Below are 17891 nucleotides of genomic sequence, written 5' to 3'. Positions count from 1 at the left end.
GCCGTTTTCATCTCAGGCACAGGCCATGGAATCGGCTGTGCCACCGCAGAAAAACTGCTGCACTATGCCGCCAGCATCGGCACCCCCCTTTCCTCAACCGCTTTATTAACACAAAGCTGACTACGAAACGGAAGATCAGCCTCTAAGCCAGGCCTCGGTCTCCCAATCCGACTACCCACCGGGATCCGGCCCCATCTCGTCATTGCCATCCACTGTGTCCCCCGCCCGTTTCTCTCGCGCTTTACGACGCAACCAGCGCCCCGGGCTATCGAACGTATCGGGGTCCTCATTGGATTCCGCTTTCCGGTTTCCTTCCTCGTCTTTCGGGGGCACCCAGACCACACGATCAGTAGAGGCCTGCTCACACTCCCCGCTAACCCCGTCCCCTTCGTCAGTTCCTAGAATCTCCGCCACCTCATCCGGCCGGAGCGTCCACCAAGCATTTTCATTACATCGAGCATCGTCGATCTTTCGATGCGTACCCGGATCCACCAACGTGAGATTATCCAGGTCAGTGCCACCACCGGAAGCCCACGACTGCACATGGTGAACATCGCACATAGCTCCCGGAGTGCCCATGCCCGGCGCGGAGGAACCTCCTTCCTCTCCAAGAAGGGCCAGATACTGCGGCAAAGTCCCCAGCCTGCGGGACCGACCAAAATACAAGGTCTGCCCCTCATTCCCCAATACTTGGAGGAACGAATTTCTATCAACCATCTGTTGCACGGCCTGACTAATGGAAATTCGCACTCCCGCGTCTGAGACCGCTTTGCCCGATCCAGGAAGTACAAAATCTTTCCCCTCAGGCAGGGAGACTCCAGCTAACGCTGCCACATCTGCGATATGCGCGACGGTGACCACCGATGTCGTCCCCCGCGCCGGCTGAAGCTCACCGCCTGGTTGAAAGCCCCCGTTCACCGCCGCTTCCACGGCATCATGGAAACGCTGCTCCGGATTCCGCTGGTCATCGGCGCCTTCTTCGAGTAACCCACCAGGCCGCGCATGATCTGCCTGCAGCCTTTTGAGCACCGCCGCAAACGAAGGCGTAACCACACCGCTCAACCGGCTCATGCCGTCCGGCCCCTGAGCACCGATTTTTAGACTTCGTTTCCGAGCGCGGTCCTCATCCGTATACGGGTCATCAACCCCCAACATCGCCCGCAGGCGGTTCGGCAATTTATTGAGATCATCAACACGGATTTTGTCCACTAAATCTGAAATGTGCTTGTCCAGCAGCCTAGACAGCTGTGCATGCTCCGTTGCCGGCAGCTCCCGAACGGCTTTGTCAATCTTCGCAACAGCATCCGCACCGACAACACCTTCCTCAACCTTCTGACGAAGGTTCGGCATTCGCACATCCTCATTCGCCGGAGCAAACGGATCAACATTCCTACTCAGACGTCCGACGACATTGATACGCTGCCTCGCTTCTGCTCGCGAGATTCGCATCTCCTGCGCTAGCCACGCGATCCTTCGGTGCTCCGCGCTGGGCATCCGCCCCTTCATAGTCTCCACATAAGTCGCATCAATTACTGCGAGTCGTTTTCGCGCTTTCTCAATCGACTTATATGCGTCGTGCGCATGATCCGGTGCAAGTACTTCGAAGTTCTCCACGATGACTGTCGACAGAGCTTCAAACTGCGCAACCGCATCTAAAACCTGCGATGTCGAAAGCGGTCCACCGCCGTTTGACGCCGATGGTGTAGACATTTCCCCACCCCCCCTTTTAAAACGCTAGCAATCCGAATCCCCAAATGGACTAACTAATTTCCCTCCCCCACATTATCACACACCCATTCGACACCCGACAACCCCCTAATTCAACTTTTTCGAACCTTTTTCCGAAACGCTGCCACGCTCCTGACCTAAACACCCCACCACCCGCGCAGCCCCCACCAACCCGCGCAGCCCCCACCAAAAACTGCACGCCGAAAACCTAAAACCGCACCACCATCACATCATGGTCCGGGAAGCTCGAGCGCCCCACTAGCTCAAATCCCGCCTTCACATAGGCTTTCGCCGCCCGCGGGTTGGCATCATGGACAGCCAGACTAACCCCCGGGTACCCCAGCTCACGCGCATACTCAAGGAGTCCTGCAATCATCGGCTGCGACAGCCTGCGCCCAACAACACCCGGACGCAGCGCAATCGCTACCTCAGGAATCCGATTTTCCACAAACCCGTACCCCGGATCGTCCTGCGTAAACGTACGCAGCCAGGCCGCCCCCACCGGCACTTCATAGCTCTCGTGCTCTTCGCTTGACGACGAATCCCCGCGCTCCAACCATTCCGTCTTAATGGCGGCCGCACTGTAGGTAGCCTCGCGAGAAACCCTCGGTTCAAATGGGTCAGTGCGGGTCATGTCGCTACTGAGCGACTCGAGGTCAGCGTCGTCAAGCGAAGTGGCGAAAAGGATAACCCCGCCCTGACTCGCGTCCCACTGGTCGACGTACTGACGCCTCGTGACTACATAATCTTCCGGCAGTGGCTGACTTTCATCTCCGAATGTTTCCGTTAGTTCGTCCATCCAGGCAATGAAGGGGAGGTCGGAGTCTGTCGCTGGTCGCCACTGAAAGTTAGTCATATTTGCGCACTATACCGGCGCACTCCAGACTGACCGGAATGCAACAAGCACACACGGTCGGTCACAAGACACATAAACCCGGACAATAAAGGCACAAAAAAGGGGCGGTTCAGGAGAAAACTCTCTCAAACCGCCCCAACAAACAGACAACCTGCTCAGCAGTTATCGCCCTGAGTATCAGGCGCCCTAGATTCGGGCTACGCCATCCTCGTCATAGCCGACAACCTTCAGCGACTCGCTATCGTCAGCAACCGTGACCTCTACGCGGTCACCATCGCGAACATCACCGGCGAGCAGTCGACGTGCCAGCTCATCGCCGATTGCCTTCTGCACCAGACGACGCAACGGACGGGCGCCGTAGGCCGGGTCGTAGCCGCGCTCCGACAGCCAATCCAGTGCCTCATCGGAGACATCCAGCACCAGACGACGTGCCTCCAGGCGTTCTGCCAGGTTGCGAACCTGAATGTCCACAATGCCGCGCAGCTGCTCGGAGGTCAGCGGATCGAAGATCACTACATCGTCGAGACGGTTGATGAACTCCGGCTTGAAGGCCATCTTGACCGCATCCATGATCTGCTCATGCGTACCACCAGCACCGAGGTTGGAGGTCAGAATCAGAATCGTGTTTCGGAAGTCCACGGTTCGGCCCTGACCATCGGTCAGGCGACCCTCATCGAGCACCTGCAGGAGCACATCGAACACGTCCGGGTGAGCCTTCTCGACCTCGTCGAAAAGCACGACGGTGTACGGACGGCGACGAACAGCCTCGGTGAGCTGACCGCCAGCGTCGTAGCCGACGTATCCGGGAGGAGCACCAATCAGACGAGCGACAGAGTGCTTCTCGCCGTACTCGGACATATCGATGCGCACCATCGCACGCTCATCGTCGAAGAGGAACTCCGCCAGCGCCTTGGCCAGCTCTGTCTTACCAACGCCAGTTGGACCGAGGAACAGGAAGGAACCAGTCGGACGGTTCGGATCGGCAACACCCGCACGCGAACGGCGGACGGCATCGGAGACAGCCTCCACAGCGGCATTCTGACCAACAACGCGACGGCCGAGGTTGAGCTCCATTTCGAGCAGCTTCTCGGTCTCACCCTGCATCATCTTGCCAGCCGGGATACCCGTCCAGGCGGAGACAACCTCAGCGACTTCCTGAGGCGTGACCTCCTCCTTGAGCATGGAGTTTTCCTCTGCGTCAGCGACCGATTCCTCGGCGGCCTCCAGCTTCTTCTCCAACTCAGGGATGCGTCCGTAACGCAGCTCTGCGACGCGCCCGTAGTCACCTTCGCGCTCAGCCTTTTCGGACTCAGTGCGCAGGGCATCGAGCTCTTCGCGGACGGAGCGGACATCATCAATCGAGGACTTCTCGTTCTGCCAGCGAGTCTTCAGAGCGTTGAGCTTCTCGCGCTCATCTGCAAGTTCCTCACGGAGCTTGTCCAGACGCTCCTTCGACGCGATGTCAGTTTCCTTCTCCAGGGCCATTTCCTCGATTTCGAGGCGGCGCACGATGCGTTCCGCGGAGTCGATTTCCTCCGGCGAGGAGTCAATCTCCATACGCAGACGCGATGCGGCCTCATCAACCAGGTCGATAGCCTTATCCGGCAGGAAGCGGGATGTGATGTAGCGATCCGACAGCGTTGCTGCAGCCACTAGCGCGGAGTCTTGGATACGAACACCGTGGTGGACCTCGTAGCGCTCCTTCAGGCCACGCAGAATACCAATGGCGTCCTCAACGCTCGGCTCACCGACAAAGACCTGCTGGAAACGACGCTCCAGCGCAGCATCCTTCTCGATGTACTTGCGGTACTCATCCAGGGTCGTCGCCCCGACCAGCCGCAGCTCACCACGAGCCAGCATCGGCTTAATCATATTGCCCGCATCCATCGAGCCATCACCCGTGGCGCCAGCGCCAACGATGGTGTGAATCTCATCGATGAAGGTAATAATCTGACCGTCGGACTCCTTAATCTCGTCCAGAACCGCCTTCAGGCGCTCCTCGAACTCACCGCGGTACTTCGCACCGGCGACCATAGAGCCCAGATCCAGGCTCATCAGCGTCTTGCCCTTCAGAGATTCCGGCACATCACCTGCAACAATGCGTCGTGCCAGCCCCTCTACAATGGCCGTCTTACCAACGCCCGGCTCACCAATGAGCACCGGATTGTTCTTGGTACGACGACTCAAGACCTGTACCACGCGACGAATCTCCGCATCGCGGCCAATAACTGGGTCAATCTTGCCCTCACGTGCCCGCGCGGTTAAGTCCGTCGCATACTTTTCCAGAGCCTGGTACTGCTCTTCTGGATTCTCCGTTGTTACCTTCCTCGATCCACGCACACTAGTCAGCGCACCCTTTAACGCCTCGGCAGTAGCACCCGCCGACTGCAGCACAGTTGCCGCCTCCGACTGGCCAGTTGCTACACCGATAAGCAGAATTTCCGTGGAAACGTACTCGTCTCCCAGCTCCCCCGCCAGCTCCTCGGCGGCGTTCAGAGCATTAACGGCGTCCCTATTAAACTGTGGGTTCGCCATATTCGCCCCGCTTGCCGACGGGTACCCCGCGACCAACTCCTTAGCGCGGGTCAAAACCCCGGAAGGATTAACGCCCGCTGCTTCAAGCAGTGGAGCCGCAATACCCTCCTTTTGCTCCAGCAGTGCTACCAGAATGTGCCCAGGCCGGATATCCGGGTTACCCGCGCTGGTCGCGGCCTTCATAGCTTCCTGGAGAACTTCTCCAGTCTTAGTTGTTGGTGTAAAACTCATAACTTGCGCCCCTTTGACTCAACTTTGTCATTCACTACCCATAACGCACTCAGCCTTGAGTCTGTTCCACTCAACTTCAAATTTTTCAATTTCCCGACCGTGATTCACACCACACCTATAGCAAAAAGGATTGAGCTCGGCAGCGTCGTTAAGCGTAGTAGCGCGCCGGAAAGCACTAGAAAACGTTGGAAAGCTCCAGAAACCACGTGCGAACACACTCCGACACACCGCCCGACGTCCTCACCAGCACACTCCCGCCGGATTCAACTTCCCCCATGTGAGTGATGGGTGGACAGCGCACTCATACTGTTTTGGTTACCCTAGTAGGTGACATTCCTTCATTCTCACGAAAGGACTCGAATGAACATCGAGCAGGCACGTCAGATGACTGAGGGCAAGGGCTTCATCGCCGCTCTCGACCAGTCCGGTGGATCTACCCCGAAGGCGCTGCGCCTGTACGGCATCAACGAGGATCAGTACTCGAACGAAGATGAAATGTTCGACCTGGTTCACGAGATGCGTACCCGCATCATCACTTCCCCGTCCTTCAACTCTGAGCAGATTATTGGCGCGATTCTCTTCGAGCAGACCATGGATCGCGACATCGAGGGAATCCCGACCGCTCAGTACCTGTGGGAAAAGAAGGGCATCGTCCCGTTCCTGAAGACTGACAAGGGCCTGGCAGACAAGGAAAACGGCGTTCAGCTTATGAAGCCGTGCCCGGGCCTGGATGAGCTGCTGGAGCGCGCTGTCGCTAAGGGCATCTTCGGTACCAAGATGCGTTCCTTCATTGCCGAGGCAAACGAAGAGGGCATCAAGGCCAACATTGCCCAGCAGTTCGAGTTCGGCAAGCAGGTTCTGTCCCACGGTCTGGTTCCGATCCTGGAGCCGGAGGTCGACATCAACGCTGCTGACAAGGCAGAGGCTGAGGACATCGTCCTGCGCGAGCTGCTCGCTGGCCTGGATGACCTGGCTGATGACCAGAAGGTCATGATCAAGGTTTCCATCCCGACCAAGGATGACCTGTACAAGCCGCTGATTGAGCACCCGAAGGTCATGCGCGTTGTCGCCCTGTCCGGTGGCTACGAGCGCGAGGACGCCAACGAGCGTCTGTCCCGCAACCACGGCATGATTGCTTCCTTCTCCCGTGCACTGTCTGAGGGCCTGTCCGCTCAGCAGTCCGACGAAGAGTTCAACGCAACCATGGCTGAGTCCGTCAAGGGCATCTACGAGGCTTCGATTTCCTAATCGTCCGCGCTGTGCATTTGCGCTTGTGCGCGCCTCTAGGTAGTCGCTAGCGCAATTAAAAACTCCCGCACCAGGTTTTCTTGGTGCGGGAGTTTTTCTGTCGGCGCCTCTGCCCTTACGACAGCACCGTCCTACACCGAGCGCTTCGCAACAGCTGCTTTACGACGCGCATTCACACCACCAATGACAACCGGTAGCACGGAAATTGCAATGACCAGCAACATGATCTTGTCGATGGAACTGGTGATTCCCGGAATGTTGCCCAGCAGCACACCAACAGCGACCATACTGGCGACCCAGCCAATCGCACCGGTGACATTCCAGCCGATGAACTTTCCGTAGGGCATATTCGCAGTGCCCGCCGCCAGCGGAACGTAGGTGCGCACAATGGGAACAAATCGCCCCAGCACCAACGACAGTGGTCCGTACTTGGCAAAGAACTTCTCGGCCGCTTCCAGCCGATTAGTTCGGAGCACCTTGGCATTGTCGCTGAACAGTTTGCGGCCGAAGGAGTGGCCTAAGAAGTAACCGACTTGATCACCCAGCACCGCGGCAATAATACCGATAACCAGCACCTGCCAGGTGTGGACATCTAGCTCTGACCTTAAGACGGCAGCAGTGACCAACAGCGAGTCACCGGGCAGAAAAGGAAAGAGCACACCGGACTCAATAAAGATGATGAGTCCAAGCCCCGCAAGCACCCAAGGGCCAAACCCCTGGAGTAGAGCTTCGGGGTCTCCGATACCGGAGAGGAATCCAGAAAATCCATAACGGCAATCTTTTCAGCAACAACTATCGATTCTGCTGAGCTAATTAGAGTATTTTGCTGAGAGTTTTTCTGGGTACTGTGTTTTAATCGCGCCCCTGATAGTCAAATACCGGCAGCGACCAGCCACGCCAAAGCGCCGCTAGTCGAATGAACAGTGCGGACAGCACCGCACAGATGATGTTGATGTTCTCGTGCAGGCCAACCATGTCGAGCACGTAGTAAAGCGTCGCCGCGACGACTGCGATGGAGGCATAGAGCTCCTTTTGAAACACCAGCGGGACGCGGTCACACATCAGGTCGCGGAGCACACCTCCAAACGCACCGGTAAGAACGGCGCCGACAATAGCGATGATGACGCCGTGCCCCATTTCCATGGCCACGCGGGCACCAATGATGGAAAACGCCGACAAACCGATTGCGTCAGCGACCAAGAACACGACCCGGAAGTGCTTCATCAGGAAGTCGGCCAACAGCACCGTGATCAGTGCTGCACCGACAATAACCAGCAAATATTGTGGGCTTGCAACCCACACCAACGGATAGTGACCGAGAATGACATCGCGCAGGGTACCGCCGCCGATAGCAGTCATGCACGCAATTGTTGAAACTCCAAAGAGATCCATGCGCATTCGACCGGCCGCTAGTGCGCCGGTGACGCCTTCGGCCGTAATTCCGATGACCCAGAGGATGTGGAGCAGCATGATAAGAAATATAAAGGACTTCGCCCGAATCGGTAGAACTATAGGCTAATATCCCGCAATCTTCGCCCCCTCGGCTCGGCCCGCTTCATTGCTTCCCGGCTAGCCCTAATCGCGAATCTCCAGCACCGGAATCGAGCGGCGAATCCGCTCCACCTCCGCTATATCCACATCGGCCACAAGCAACTGCGGGTCGTAGCCCGCCGAGGCAATGACTCCGCCGTCCGCATTGACCAACATGGAGTGCCCCGCGCCGGTCGGCCCCTCATCTTTCCCCGCGGCCTTCGCCCCACCAGGCCGGGCTGCATCGACTGCCGCAATCACACAAGTGCTATCCAGTGCGCGTGCCGACACCAGCGTCTGCCACTGCCTTACCTTGCCCGGGCCATCATTCCACGATGCAGGCAGCGCGATGACCTCTGCGCCCAGGTTGGCCAGTTGAATGAATTGCTCCGGGAACCTGATGTCAAAGCATGTCGCAAGACCGAGGGCGACCGACAATCCGTCGGCAAGCGGGACATCACAGACCACGTGCGCATTGCCCGGCGCGACAGTATCCGATTCGCGAAACCCAAAAGCGTCGAAGAGGTGGAGTTTGTCGTAGAACTCGACACCGGGGCCGTCCTCATCACGCCAAGCCAGAAGCAGCGAATTGAAGACGCGGTGCATCGTCTTACCGTCGCGCTCCACTTCATCTGCCGGCCGGAACATGCCGACCACCACGCTGATTCCGGCATCGTGAGCGGCCTGCGAGACCTCCGCTACGAACCTATCGCTGCTGGACTCCGCCACGACATCCAGGCGACCGGAATTGAACGCCTTCATCGTGGCCTCGGGGAAAACCACCAAATCGGCGTTGTCCTGTGCTGCCCGCGCGATAGTCACCTTCACCGCGTCCAGATTCTCTTCAACCGACGCTGACAATTCCAACTGAGCCAGTGCAATACGCATGCCTAAATGCTACCGACTACCCCGGATTGACCGCCCTGAAGTTATCCACAGCGCGGCTTCCTGCGTTGCTTCCGCTCAGAGTTATCCACAGTTCGCTGAAGATGGTCTTCCGCTGCCTTACTCCACCCAGCAGAATCAAAAACATGGCCGAACACATCACAGTAAACCCAGCTCAACTATCCGCCTTAAGTCGTTCCTACCAGCAGATTTCCACTCGTATTGATGGCCTTTCCACCATCGTCGCAGCTGCCCCAGGAAGCGCCGAGCTCACCTCTGCCCTGCCCGGTTCACGGATTGTCCCCGCTGTCTCCACTACTTGTGGGAAGTGGTCGGAATCATTGCTTGCCGCGTGCACAAACATCGACGTTATTGCGCAGGCTGCCGATGCCCTCGCTGTCAGCGCTCTCGCGCACGAGCATGACCAGTCCGCCGCCTTGGAAAAGCTGTCATGGTCACGGTAGGCGAAGCACTGCTGTGGCATGTGGATTCGCTGGAGACGCTTGCCCGGGCACTGCGTTCCGGGGCACGCGCCCTCGCCGATTCCGCCGACAGTTCCCAGGGCGCACTCAACGCGCTCTCAGAGGACGACTTCGCCGGCGACAACCGCAGCGCCGCCGAGATTTCTGTCACCCACAGCTCCACGCGTCTACGCCGGAGCAGTGTCGCGCTCGAACGTCTCGCCGCCTGCTGCAGCGACACCGCCGCCATGCTTAACGACGTCATCCGCGAACTTACCGACGCGGTAAACCAGGCAACCAACCTGGGATTTCAGGTGAACCTGGTTTCTGGTGCGGTGACTCCGCCGGAGGGCATGCTTTCTACGATTGCGCGCAGCCTCGTTCATCCCAAAATTCCTTCCGGGCCTTTCACCATGGCCGAATGGCGTGCAACCTCGCAGCTTCGGATTCAGTCGGCTTTGGCTGAACTCAACCGACTCGATGAGAAGGCGGCGGGCGCAATCTCAGCTCTTTCACCACTGGTGGCAAGCGGAGTTAGCGGCTCGGGTAGATTGCAGCCATCACAGGCTGGCAGTGGTACTGGCAACCCTGCTGACAGAGGGCTTGACGGTGGTTGGGACTTGGAAGTTGGGAGCGGATTGACTGGGGCGTATTCGAGTAGACCGCTATCGGAGATAGACGCTGCCATGTCCGCTCGCGCCCGGTCTTTGGGGCTGCCTCCTGGACAACTATTGGAGTCCTCGCCTGGACATTCTGCGATTGCGTTCGGTGACGTTGAGCGAGCATCGACTGTGATTACTCTCGTCCCCGGCACCAGCTCTAGCGCGGAGGACGCTAGCAGGCAGTTCGAGCGCGTAGCCGCGACCTTCCACGCCGCCGGTGAAGATCCGGAGGATGTGGCGGTGGTGTTGTTTTCCTATGACGCGCCACCCGACCTCCGTGAGGCCATACGCACCGAGTATCACAATTTTGCCGCTGAGCGGCTGCAGCATTTGCAAGCTGGTTTGATTGAGCGTTCCGGTGGCGTCGATAGTGGTGACACTGCGATTGCCGGTGGCCTTACTAGCCACGGCACGTCTTCTACTCAGCGGCACGTTGTCGCCGGCTATAGCTATGGGGCGACGGTGGTCTCGCAGGCTTCCCTTGGTAGTGGCCTCTACGCGGATAGGGTGCTGCTCATAGCTCCGCCAGGTGTTGGCCCCGGACTGGAGCGCGCAAACGACATGAAACTACTCAAGCCGGACGGCACAGTCCGACCCGAAGATGAAAATAGCCACCGTGTGGCAGTGGCGACGTCCCCGATGGACCCCATTCGTATTCCTGCCGAACTGGGGATTCATGGGAAAAACCCAGCGGATAAGGATTTCGGCGCGTACGCACTCAACCTGAGTGAGCGTGGCCTGTCCATGCGAGACTTGGCCGAATTCATGGTCACTCCCGTGCAGGATATTCCTCAAAAGTATCGGCACATCCAGGGCAACCCACACATCGAACACTACTTTGACGACGAAGTTTTCACCCGCGAGGCCAACCGGTGGCTAACTGACAGCTGACCGGTCTCTCAGATCAGCGGTTGCGAATCCACGGCCCAAATTAACAAGCCAAAAGAAAACGGACTAACCAGGCGACGCTGGTTAGTCCGTTCACTCAGCCGTGTGGGATTACCTTTCCCCACCGCGGTTGTCTTTGTGCCGGCGTCGTGTGCGCGGCTCCCACATCACCACTGCCGTAGAGCGTGGGACGTGAACCAGTTCGCCTCGCGAACGACGAGCCTGTGCCTTTGCTTGATAGAGCTGCTCTCGCAGTTCTGCATTTTCCTGCTCAAGCGAATCCACCCGCTCAGTCAGGTCGATGATGGCCTTAATACCGGCCAGGTTGACGCCGTCTTCCTGACTCAGACGCTGAATCTCACGCAGCAGCGCCACATCGCGTTTGGTGTAGCGCCGACCTCCGCCGGAGGTTCGCTGCGGAGTTACCAACCCGAGTCGGTCATAATTGCGCAGCGTCTGCGCATGCATGCCCGCGAGATTCGCGGCTACGGATATGACATAGACCTCAGTGTTGTCGGACATTATTTCGCACCTGCCCAACCCTCACGAGGATTGAACCCGCTGGCACGTTCCGCTTCGACGTAGGAGCGCAATGCCGAAGTGGCATTGTCGTCCAAATTGGTCGGCACCTTCACACGCACGGTTACCAGCAGGTCACCCGGAGTGCCATTGCGCTTCGGGATTCCTCGACCGCGCACACGCAGTGTTCGGCCATCGGCTGTGCCAGCCGGGACACGCACGCGAATCTTGTCACCCAACGTCGGCACGGTAATGGTGCCGCCGAGTGCGAGCTCGCCGAAGCTCACGGGCACCGTGACCTCAAGGTCGTTGCCGCTGCGGGTGAAGACTTCATCCGGGCGAACATGAACGGTGACAAAGAGGTCACCGGCCGGACGTCCCCGCAGTCCCGCTTCACCTTGGCCCGCAAGACGGACCTTCTGGCCGTCCACCACACCTGCGGGGACGCGAACGGTGATGGTACGACGGCGGGTGGTCACACCGGTGCCGTTACACTGCGAGCAAGGGTTCTCGATACGAGTGCCCTGGCCACCACAGTCCGCACACGGACTGGAGAAGCCGAAGGCCCCCTTTTGCTCCTTGACATATCCCGAACCATGACAGGTGGTACACGTCACCGGTGAGGTTCCCGGCGCTGCACCCGAACCATTGCAGTTCGTGCATGGCGACGGGTTGGTGAGCTGCAGCGGGATGGTGACACCTTGGGCAGCCTCGCGGAAATCGAGCGTAATCTCTGTCTCCACATCCGCACCACGGCGGGCCTTCTGCCGCCCGGCAGCACCAGCGCCACCATTGCGGTTTACGAAGCCGCCCAGGAAATCACCTAGGCCACCTGCACCACCAGCATTGCCACCGAATCCGGCACCTCCGCCGAAGAGATCCGACACGTCGAAGTCGAATCCACGTGCACCGGCAGCACCGGCTCCGCCGGCACCTGCGGCACCGGGGAATCGGAAACCACCTGCGAGAGCTGCACGCAGCTCATCGTATTCGCGGCGCTTGTCCTCGTCACCGACCACCGAGTATGCCTCGGAGATTCGCTTGAACTTATCTTCAGCGGCCTTGTTACCCGGGTTCTTGTCCGGGTGGTTCTCCCGGGCTAACTTGCGGTAGGCCTTTTTAATCTCGTCGAGTGACGCAGACTTAGAGACGCCCAAGTCAGCGTAATAGTCCTTATCTGCCCATTCCCGTTGAGTCATGGTGCATCTCCTCCTTTCAAAAAACTAATTCAAAGAAATCTGCGTCACTTGTGTCTCCGCTACTGCGGATCGCCGATGATTACCATCGCCGTACGGATGACACGGTCATTAATGCGGTAGCCCTTGCGCAGCACATTGGCTAGAACCTTGTCATCCCCTTCGGAGAGATCCTGGACAGCCTCGTGGATGTCCGGGTCGAATTCCTCTCCTGCAGCACCAAACTCCTCAACACCCTGTGCGGTCAGCACGCCGCGGAACTTATCCGCGAAAGCCTTCAGCGGGGTGCCGTCTGCCAAGTCGCCGTGCTCTTCAGCCCGGTCGAGGTCATCAGCCAAAACCAGCAGTTCTCCAGCCAGCTTTGCCTTTGCCTGTACGCGCTCGGTCTCACGGTCTCGGTCAACTCGACGACGGTAGTTTGCGAACTCCGCCGACAGGCGCTGCAGGTCCTCCGTACGCTCATCCAACTCACGCTGGATGGCTGCAACTGGGTCTGCAGCTTCCTCCGCGGCGGTGTCGCCGGCGGCATTTTCGGTCGCCGGCTCCACGTCGTCGTCAAGCTTGGCCTGCTCGAAGACCTCGTTGACCTGATCGGCCAGGTTGGCCGGCTCCTCCGGGGTGGGCTGGTTTCCCTGATCCTGGTCAGTCATTCTTACTTGTCCTTCTCATCCTCGTCGACGACCTCAGCGTCAACGACGTTGTCGTCAGCGTCAGCGGCCTCAGCACCCTCGGCTGCGGTTGCACCCTCAGCTGCCTGAGCCTCGTAGATAGCCTTACCCATCTCCTGGCTCTCAGTGGACAGCTTCTCGACGGCGGACTTGATGGCCTCGATGTCGGAGCCCTTCAGAGCCTCGTCGACTTCCTTGGCAGCCTCTTCAACGCGGTCGCGGATGTCCTGGGAGACCTTGTCCTCGTTCTCCGATGCGAACTTGCGGGTCTGGTAAGCCATGGACTCAGCCGAGTTGCGGACTTCCTGCTCCTCGCGGCGCTTCTTGTCCTCGTCAGCGTGCTTCTCAGCGTCCTTGATCATCTGGTCAATCTCCTCCTTGGAGAGGCCGGAGCCGTCCTGGATGGTGATCGTGTTTTCCTTACCAGTGCCCTTGTCCTTAGCGGTGACGTGGACAATGCCGTTGGCGTCGATGTCGAAGGTGACCTCAATCTGCGGGACACCACGCGGCGCCGGAGCGATACCGCCCAGCTCGAAGGAGCCCAGCAGCTTGTTGGCAGCAGCCATCTCACGCTCACCCTGGAAGACCTGAATCTGAACGCTCGGCTGGTTGTCTTCAGCAGTGGTGAAGGTCTCCGAACGCTTGGTCGGGATAGTGGTGTTGCGCTCAATCAGCTTGGTCATGACACCGCCCTTGGTCTCAATACCCAGCGACAGCGGGGTGACGTCGAGCAGCAGCACGTCCTTGACCTCACCGCGCAGAACGCCGGCCTGCAGAGCAGCACCAACTGCGACAACCTCGTCCGGGTTAACACCCTTGTTCGGCTCACGACCACCGGTCAGTTCCTTGACCAGCTCAGAGACTGCCGGCATACGGGTGGAACCACCGACCAGCACGACGTGGTCGATGTCGGAAACCGGAACATCAGCGTCAGCAATGACCTGCTGGAACGGCTTACGAGTGCGATCAAGCAAATCGGAGGTGATGCGCTGGAACTCAGTACGGGACAGGGTCTCGTCCAGGAACAGCGGGTTCTTGTCAGCATCAACGGTGATGTACGGCAGGTTGATAGATGCCTGCTGCGAGGAGGACAGCTCAATCTTGGCCTTCTCAGCAGCCTCACGCAGACGCTGCAGAGCCATCTTGTCCTTGGTCAGGTCGATGCCGTTGCTGGACTGGAACTTCTCAACCAACCAGTCAACGATGCGCTGATCCCAGTCATCGCCACCGAGCTTGTTGTCACCAGCAGTTGCGCGAACCTCAACAACACCGTCGCCAATCTCCAGCAGGGAAACGTCGAAGGTACCACCACCGAGGTCGAAGACCAGAATGGTCTGCTCCTTGTCGGACTTCTCCAGGCCGTAAGCAAGTGCAGCAGCAGTCGGCTCATTAACAATGCGCAGAACGTTCAGGCCAGCAATCTGACCTGCTTCCTTGGTCGCCTGACGCTCAGCATCGTTGAAGTAAGCCGGAACGGTAATAACCGCATCAGTGACGTCGTCGCCCAGGTAAGACTCAGCGTCGCGCTTCAGCTTCATCAGCGTACGAGCGGAAATCTCCTGCGGAGTGTACTTCTTGTCATCGATCTCGATGCTCCAGTCAGTACCCATGTGGCGCTTGACCGAACGAATAGTGCGATCAACGTTGGTGACAGCCTGGTTCTTAGCGGACTGGCCAACCAGGACCTCACCATTCTTTGCAAATGCAACCACCGACGGAGTGGTGCGCGAACCCTCAGCGTTCGCAATCACCTGAGCCTCGCCGCCCTCGAGGACGGAGACACAGGAGTTCGTCGTACCCAAGTCAATACCAACAGCGCGTCCCATGATGAATACCTTTCTAGAAGAGTAAAAGAATTGCCCTTAAGTCTTACGCGCTCAAGTCTGCATTGCCGTAGAAAATCTGTCAAGCAAACTTGAGTGTGTCCGACTCAATGTTTGTCATGCTGTGCAACGGACTATGGGGCAAAGTTATTCCCACCCGACTCAACTTTTCTAGAAAAATCTCCATCATCGCAGGTCATCGCGATAAAAGACTTTTTTTAAAACTATATTCTAAAGCCACTCACGGTAGCCGACAGCGCAATTTTCTATACAAAATTCTGTCTTTGTCCTCCAGGGGGAAATTTCTTAGCACTAGCCCTGGGAACTTTCCTGCAAAGCGAACCGACTAATCCCCTGACGTGTTTTGCAGCCACCGGCTCATCAACAGGCCATGTCCTTGTTAACCCCATGGCCTGACACCAAATCAGCTCTGGCGGCTCCACTAATACATGTCTAACTTCTCCCCCACTTACGGGGCGATTGAGCCAAGAATTCATCCCACTTATTCAGGAGTTTTTCGTGCCTCAGAATGCACAGCGACACCATTTCCCCTTTTTCCGTGGGCTCGCAGTAGCGTCGGCAAGCGCCGCACTAACCCTCACCTTCCCCGCCATTGCATCCGCACATGTGCATGCAACCCCGTCGTCTGCGCCAATTGGCGGTTACGCCGATCTGGCTTTCGGTGTCGGCCATGGCTGCGACGGTTCGCCAACGGCGAAGGTAGAGTTCACCATCCCGGAGGAGTTCGAAAAGGTCACGCCAAACGTGAATGCGAACTGGGATGTCACAAAGGAGTCGACTGGCTCCAGTGAAAATGAAAAAGTACAGAAGGTCATCTACACCGCAAAGGCGCCACTGCCGTCAGACCTGAAGGACTCTCTGACGCTCAGCGTGAAGGTGGCTGATGACGCGAAGCCGTCGACGGTTAAGGTGCCGACACTGCAGACCTGTGAAAAAGGGTCGATGAACTGGGCTGAAAAGGACCACGATAGCGATTACCCGGCCCCAACCGTGGACCTGGTTGAGAAGTCGGAGGACGATGAACATAGCCACGGTCACGACCACAGTCACAGTCATGACCACGGCAATAATCACGGCACCGACGAGACAGAGCACAGCGATAACCACTCGGATGACATCGAGCATTCCGCAGCTGCCACCAGCGAGGATTCCAGCAGCACGCTTGGCGGCTGGGGCCTGGGACTCGGCCTCGTGGGCGCGCTCACCGGTATTGCCGCATTGGTAGTTTCACTGCGCAAGCGAGGCTAAATCGCTTTGACGTTCCTTGAAGAGCTTTCCTGCTTTCACCGACACGGACGAACCATTGAATTTTTGAAACGGTTTTTCTAAGCGAATAAGGATTCAAGGGTCTGGTTTCCGATAGTTAATTGGAACCAGGCCCTTTCATCATTCCGCGACCAAACACCCTCTGCTAGAAAGCTACCGGCCCTCCGGTCCAACCCATGAGGAGCAGCTCAACCTAGCGGGCGAGTCACTGGAGAATGGTCAAATTAAACTGCTTAATCAACGGAGATAGAGCTGCGGCACCATTTGAAATTGCGTCATGAGGGAAGCCGTAACTTGTCATCCCCACTGCATAAATCCGGTTTGGGTCTTCTGGATCCACAGCCCAAACTGCCCCGCCAGAATCGCCATGGTCCGAAATATTTCCGAAGCCGAACATGTAGCTCCCCACAGTCTCTTTGTAGGGGCCACATGAAAGCCCACTACGGTACCCAAGACGGCAAACGCGAGGTTGTTCTTGCTCAAGCCATTGAGGACTTGCCCAGCCCGCTAACTCCGCACCCTTGAGCATGGGAGTGCCGTGAACATACTTAGGGTCAACAGTCAACTCAATCAATGCATGATCTGTCGGATTGTTCTTAGCCTCCAGATCGAGCGAACTCCAGACAAATTGTCCGACTTTATAGAACTTCCCTTTTTCATCCTCTACGTATACGTTGTCTCCCTTGTTCCCGCAGTGCCCAGCACTTGTAATGTAGTGTCGCCGGGGTTCATCCTTGTTGTACACCCACCACGCAAAAGAACAAGATGAAGTCGAATCATCAGCACCCTTCACAAGAAAGCGAGCTCCCGGCGCAATAAGCGCTGAGTTTTCGAGGAACTCCCATCCTTGACTATTGCGGTAGATTTTCTCATTCTCTGGATTACTAGGCTCCAGCTTGGTCGAACCATCACCCATCCCCTCAACATCGGTGCCCGATTCCGCTGTACCGATGTCTGATTTATCGGCACTATCACCGGGTTTTTCCATCCCCGAACTGGGCGCACTAGTCGAAGATTGGCTGTCATCGCCCTGAGACTGCTCTGCATTTTCTCCCTGCGAAGTTGATGTTGCAGAGCTTTCTCCGACCCCCATAGCGTTTTTCAAAGAATCTGCATCACATGCAGTCAGCCCCACTGCCAGCAAAGCCGCAATTGTTGAAGCCCAAACTCGTTGCTTGAATGACTTACCCCTCTTACCGTTTCCCTCGGTGACCAAACCGACACTCGATGATGTAAGCGAGCGTGTCTCCATTTCCGGATTCATATCAATACTCCTGTGGCGCTTAGTCATTTCACTCGATGGACCCCACATATGCCCGCGGATGCAAACTTTTGCGTAGGTTTTCGGTCATCTGATGAGCTTTTGTCGCGATT

The 17891-nt window shown here is 57.6% G+C and carries 15 protein-coding genes; 4 read left to right on the top strand and 11 right to left on the bottom strand.

The annotated features are described in order from the left end of the window. Positions 1–171: 171 nt before the first annotated feature. The 3 genes from HMPREF2562_RS10380 to clpB all read right to left on the bottom strand — a co-directional run bounded on the left by HMPREF2562_RS10380 (position 172) and on the right by clpB (position 5350). On the bottom strand, positions 172–1710 hold the full coding sequence (locus HMPREF2562_RS10380) for an HNH endonuclease signature motif containing protein (protein WP_070429391.1): 1539 nt from the start codon (positions 1708–1710) through the stop codon (positions 172–174). A 226-nt stretch (positions 1711–1936) separates the two neighbouring features. Then, positions 1937–2584 (bottom strand): GNAT family N-acetyltransferase, encoded by a 648-nt coding sequence (locus HMPREF2562_RS10375; RefSeq protein WP_048734476.1) that lies wholly within the window; start codon positions 2582–2584, stop codon positions 1937–1939. 186 nt (positions 2585–2770) lie between these two features. Further along, positions 2771–5350, bottom strand: coding sequence for an ATP-dependent chaperone ClpB (gene clpB, locus HMPREF2562_RS10370; RefSeq protein ID WP_070549988.1), 2580 nt, complete (start codon positions 5348–5350; stop codon positions 2771–2773). Positions 5351–5710: 360 nt separating this feature from the next. Between clpB and HMPREF2562_RS10365 the strand changes: the two genes are divergently transcribed. Then, positions 5711–6598, top strand: coding sequence for a fructose bisphosphate aldolase (locus HMPREF2562_RS10365; protein ID WP_038626781.1), 888 nt, complete (start codon positions 5711–5713; stop codon positions 6596–6598). A 131-nt stretch (positions 6599–6729) separates the two neighbouring features. On the opposite strand, the gene HMPREF2562_RS10360 is transcribed toward HMPREF2562_RS10365, so the two are convergent. From HMPREF2562_RS10360 to HMPREF2562_RS10350, 3 genes are all read right to left on the bottom strand, one after another. After that, complete coding sequence (locus tag HMPREF2562_RS10360) at positions 6730–7341, bottom strand: DedA family protein (RefSeq protein ID WP_070549987.1); 612 nt, start codon at positions 7339–7341, stop codon at positions 6730–6732. A gap of 109 nt (positions 7342–7450) precedes the next feature. After that, positions 7451–8068, bottom strand: a complete 618-nt coding sequence (locus HMPREF2562_RS10355) for a trimeric intracellular cation channel family protein (RefSeq protein WP_016421558.1) — start codon at positions 8066–8068, stop codon at positions 7451–7453. A gap of 105 nt (positions 8069–8173) precedes the next feature. After that, a complete protein-coding gene (locus tag HMPREF2562_RS10350) occupies positions 8174–9016 on the bottom strand; it encodes a nitrilase-related carbon-nitrogen hydrolase (RefSeq protein ID WP_070549986.1) in 843 nt (280 codons plus the stop codon). 143 nt (positions 9017–9159) lie between these two features. On the opposite strand from HMPREF2562_RS10350, the gene HMPREF2562_RS10345 reads away from it, so the two are divergent. Together HMPREF2562_RS10345 and HMPREF2562_RS10340 are read left to right on the top strand one after the other, a co-directional pair. Continuing rightward, on the top strand, positions 9160–9477 hold the full coding sequence (locus HMPREF2562_RS10345) for a hypothetical protein (protein WP_070549985.1): 318 nt from the start codon (positions 9160–9162) through the stop codon (positions 9475–9477). Beyond that, entirely contained in the window at positions 9465–11027 is a 1563-nt protein-coding gene (locus HMPREF2562_RS10340; protein WP_070549984.1) for an alpha/beta hydrolase, read from the top strand. The genes HMPREF2562_RS10345 and HMPREF2562_RS10340 overlap by 13 nt, the downstream gene beginning before the upstream one ends. A gap of 108 nt (positions 11028–11135) precedes the next feature. Here the strand turns inward: HMPREF2562_RS10340 and HMPREF2562_RS10335 are convergent, their stop codons facing one another. Genes HMPREF2562_RS10335 through dnaK form a run of 4 tightly spaced genes read right to left on the bottom strand, consistent with a single transcriptional unit; the run spans position 11136 to position 15233 of the window. Beyond that, positions 11136–11546 (bottom strand): heat shock protein transcriptional repressor HspR, encoded by a 411-nt coding sequence (locus HMPREF2562_RS10335; RefSeq protein ID WP_016421562.1) that lies wholly within the window; start codon positions 11544–11546, stop codon positions 11136–11138. Then, entirely contained in the window at positions 11546–12742 is a 1197-nt protein-coding gene (gene dnaJ, locus HMPREF2562_RS10330) for a molecular chaperone DnaJ (RefSeq protein WP_005511752.1), read from the bottom strand. The genes HMPREF2562_RS10335 and dnaJ overlap by 1 nt, the downstream gene beginning before the upstream one ends. 59 nt (positions 12743–12801) lie before the next feature. Beyond that, a complete protein-coding gene (gene grpE / locus HMPREF2562_RS10325; RefSeq protein ID WP_070549983.1) occupies positions 12802–13389 on the bottom strand; it encodes a nucleotide exchange factor GrpE in 588 nt (195 codons plus the stop codon). A gap of 2 nt (positions 13390–13391) precedes the next feature. Next, positions 13392–15233: a molecular chaperone DnaK gene (dnaK, locus tag HMPREF2562_RS10320; RefSeq protein WP_016421564.1), complete on the bottom strand. Its 1842-nt coding sequence runs from the start codon at positions 15231–15233 to the stop codon at positions 13392–13394. 516 nt (positions 15234–15749) lie between these two features. Between dnaK and HMPREF2562_RS10315 the strand changes: the two genes are divergently transcribed. Then, positions 15750–16499, top strand: a complete 750-nt coding sequence (locus tag HMPREF2562_RS10315; RefSeq protein WP_070549982.1) for a YcnI family protein — start codon at positions 15750–15752, stop codon at positions 16497–16499. Positions 16500–16722: 223 nt separating this feature from the next. Here HMPREF2562_RS10315 and HMPREF2562_RS10310 read toward each other — a convergent pair whose 3' ends face one another. After that, positions 16723–17781 (bottom strand): chymotrypsin family serine protease, encoded by a 1059-nt coding sequence (locus HMPREF2562_RS10310; protein ID WP_070550000.1) that lies wholly within the window; start codon positions 17779–17781, stop codon positions 16723–16725. Positions 17782–17891 lie beyond the last annotated feature (110 nt).

The organism is Corynebacterium sp. HMSC077G07 (assembly GCF_001809225.1).
GTDB classification, from domain to species: Bacteria; Actinomycetota; Actinomycetes; order Mycobacteriales; family Mycobacteriaceae; genus Corynebacterium; species Corynebacterium jeikeium_D.
Note: the sequence above shows the minus strand (reverse complement) of the source record. Positions and strands in the feature narration are given on the sequence as shown.